The following is a 3376-nucleotide window of genomic DNA, read 5'->3' as shown; positions in this document are numbered from 1 at the left end:
CGCCCAAGACAACTGTTTGCTTTCGTTGCTGCTGCTTTCAAGTTCTTCTTTGAGTTTGGCAATATCAACGGTAGCATCGGTTGCGGAAATGTTGGTTTGGGCGATCGCATCTTTGACTTGCTGAATATTCTCAGCCGGATTTGCTTTAACAGCTTCCACCGCTGTTTTTAAGTTGCGTTGATAGTGGGCGTTACCGATTGCTTCATCTCTCGATCGCGAACTGGTTTCAAAGCATTTGTCCAAATCCGCGTAAATCCCATTACGGCGGGGTTTAGTGTAGTATTGGCGTTCCGTATCGAGGAGTTTTGCCATTAATTCCAGGTGCATTTTGTCCTCGCTGCAAATCTCTTCGATCACAGTCCATTCATCGCTACCGAGGAGTTTTCTTTCAGCGGCGGGACGGGAATCTTCAAAAGGTTCGCCCGTGACTTCTTCGTAAATCCGGGGCAAAGAGTCGTCAAATTCATGCTTTTCTTCCAGCCAAATTCGGCGGATTTCGCTAAGTTCTTCCGGGGTAATTAAGGTAATATCGCGCATTTCTAGGGGTGCGGTTTTGCGGATGTGGGTTTGTGCTTCCAAGACTCGTCTCAGCCAGTGTTCTCGCCAGAATTTGGTGTAGGGCCCTGGGATGGGTTCGACGGAGGTTGTGTCGTCGCCCATGTTGCGTTCAAACAGTTCTACTCTACCGTAGATGCGGCGGAAGTCTCTTTTTGGGCGATCGTTTTTAATGTCTAATTCGTTGCGAATATCGAGAAGAGGCTGCATCCATTCTTTTTCCTCATCGTTTTGAATCATTGCCTCCATAGATTTATCTTGGCTTACCATTGTGCAAACCCAGCACCCAAAGCGAGAACTGCCGCAGCTAGGCGTAGAAGTATCGACAACTAAAGGACATTCATTGTCGGCTGTTGCACCTCGATACATGGTAAATAAATCTTTGTTGCTATTTTCCCAAGGATTAGCCCACTGATTTAGATAAATCCAGACTTCATCAGTTCGCCAATCTTCTATCGGACTATAAATTAGGGAATTAGGCAGACTAGGACTCTGATAAAGCAGAGATTTAATGGAACTAGAATTATTATTTAGACGGTCACTCATACGACCTATTTCATGTTTCTCCATTGAAACCGCGCGTTTAATGCTTTCAGCTTTGCGAGTCCCCAATATAAGAATTACTTCTCCATTGATTCTCACCATATCACGAACAAACCGATTAGAAGGAAGGATTTTCAGGCGTTCAGTACACCAGCGAAATCCATGTCTCGGTGCTGGGTAGCCTTTTCCCATCAAGTTTACCCAGAAAGTATCTTTTACATCTGGATAAAGCATATAAGGTTCTATTGGTAGCTGTTGCTCTATAGCAGCAGACTTCATCTGTTTTAATGACTGACGTACCCAAGTAGAAACTATCGGGTTTTCTACAAGTGTATCGGTTGTGATTACATAGATTTTTTTCGTTCTTTTTTCAGGTGGCAATTCTGCTATCGCATACCAGATAAGCTGCACTACTGTAGTGCTGTCTTTTCCGCCGGAATATCCTAAAACCCAAGGTATATCATCTAAACAATATAACTCTTTGATTTCTTTACTTAATTTTTCGATTTCTACCACTAACTCACTAACACTACGGGGTGGAAAAAGTGGTATTTGCATTGTTTCTGTCATGTCTTCAACCTCAGTTACTTAATTAAGCTCTAAATACATTCAGCCGATGCCACTGTAGCGATTCAAGTCTTGGTAGATATTGGTCGGGAGTTGGCAGGAGAATAGTTTCACTATGAAAATCTTTCATAGCTTTAGCATTGGGGGATTCCTCTTCTAAGTCATTAGCAACGATAATTCTGTAATTATCATCTATAGCAAACCAACCCTGGTCAAAAGCCCAATGATGATTTTTGCATAATGATATCCCGTTATCAATTTGGTTGTCATAAAACTGTGAAAATGGCTTAATATGTGACCCATCTACAATATTCTGAGTTATGGTTCTCATTACTTTTAATCGACAAAATGCACATCTATAATCATAAATATGTACTACTGCCTTTCTAAAAAAAGCATTTCTGACAGCAGATTTTCTTAAATAAAATTTAGGTTCTCTGTCAAAATCACCTGATTCCGCTGATGTTTCTATTTCTTCCTCACTGAAATTGAGAAAATCTTGATTTACTTGCCAAATATCTTCGATCAGTTTTTTGTTTGATGAGAACCATGCAGCTATCAGTGTATCTATTAATTCGGCTCTATAATGTGGTTCTTGCAGTAGATTAAATAATTCACTATCCAGACTTGCGTATTCTACAGCTTCTTTTAACTTTTTTGTTGTTTTAGGTTCTGATCCCTTAAATCCAGACTTAGGTGTTATATGCCAGAAACCGTCTGTTTTCAGGCGAATAAAGGGATAGTACAAACCCTTCTTCCAAGGGTCAGATGCTAATACATTCCAATACTTCTCAAATGTTTTAAGCAAGTTATCGGAAACATAAATTTGATTTTCATTAATTATGCCTTGAGCAATGAGGTCAATTATTGACAAGAGTAATATTGGCTTATGGGGAGCATTACCGCCTTTCTTGCTGACACCAAGGTTTGCGAAACGTTTACAATAGTACGCTAAATTCTTATTTTCTGAATCCTGTCCCGTACTCACGGCTCCCTCCTGCTATGATTAAATATAATCCAGTCTGAAATTTTACACGATTTTTCACAAAAAGTTAAGCACCGCAATGCACAACCAGAACGCAGAAACTAGATAATTTAAGCAGTGTCATCAGACTTAAAAGTAATTTTCTAGCCTAAACTGGTGATAATTATATCACTTTCCGCGTACATCTGCGGTTCAAAAAATCATATCTCCCACCCCAAATCAAATATGTCCTACAGCGACTTCAAAAGCATCGACCAAGCCGTCTCAACCCTGGATTTAACCGTTGAAGACATTCCCCACTTATTCAGCCAAATTACCCCCCTCGCACCTTCAGAACGCCTCACACAAACTCTAGACGAAGCTTTAGACTTAGCCTCAAGTATCAGCACGGAAAAAGCTCGATCGGAATTAATCCTCACTCCCATTCTACTCGAAATACGGCGCACTTTCAACAACAAAATTGGCTATTTTTCCGGCAACACATTTAACGTAGAAGAGAGCAAAGGATTAACCGGGGCGTGTGACTTTCTCCTCAGTGCGTCCAGCAATCAATCATTAGTTACAGCCCCAGTCTTGACATTAGTCGAAGCAAAAGACAACGATATTAGAATAGGATTGGGACAGTGTGCGGCTCAGATGGCAGCAGCTCAAATATTTAATGCCCGCAAAGGGCAAGAACAATCCGCAATTTATGGAGCAGTTTCAACTGGTACAAACTGGAAATTC

The 3376-nt window shown here is 40.9% G+C and carries 3 protein-coding genes; 1 reads left to right on the top strand and 2 read right to left on the bottom strand.

Going from position 1 to position 3376, the window contains the following annotated elements; translation table 11 throughout:
* A partial coding sequence (gene dndC, locus ACUVJL_RS30670) for a DNA phosphorothioation system sulfurtransferase DndC (RefSeq protein ID WP_445249292.1) occupies nucleotides 1-1668 on the bottom strand: 1668 nt, incomplete at its 3' end.
* A 22-nt stretch (nucleotides 1669-1690) separates the two neighbouring features.
* Nucleotides 1691-2653 (bottom strand): HNH endonuclease, encoded by a 963-nt coding sequence (locus tag ACUVJL_RS30665; protein WP_445249291.1) that lies wholly within the window; start codon nucleotides 2651-2653, stop codon nucleotides 1691-1693.
* Between the two features lie 222 nt (nucleotides 2654-2875).
* On the opposite strand from ACUVJL_RS30665, the gene ACUVJL_RS30660 reads away from it, so the two are divergent.
* Nucleotides 2876-3376: hypothetical protein (locus ACUVJL_RS30660; protein ID WP_445249290.1), on the top strand; the 501-nt coding region annotated here is incomplete at its 3' end.

This window comes from Microcoleus sp. OTE_8_concoct_300 (genome assembly GCF_031383065.1).
GTDB lineage: Bacteria > Cyanobacteriota > Cyanobacteriia > Cyanobacteriales > Microcoleaceae > Microcoleus.
The sequence above is the reverse complement of the archived record's forward strand: the minus strand, read 5'-3'. Positions and strand labels throughout refer to the sequence as shown.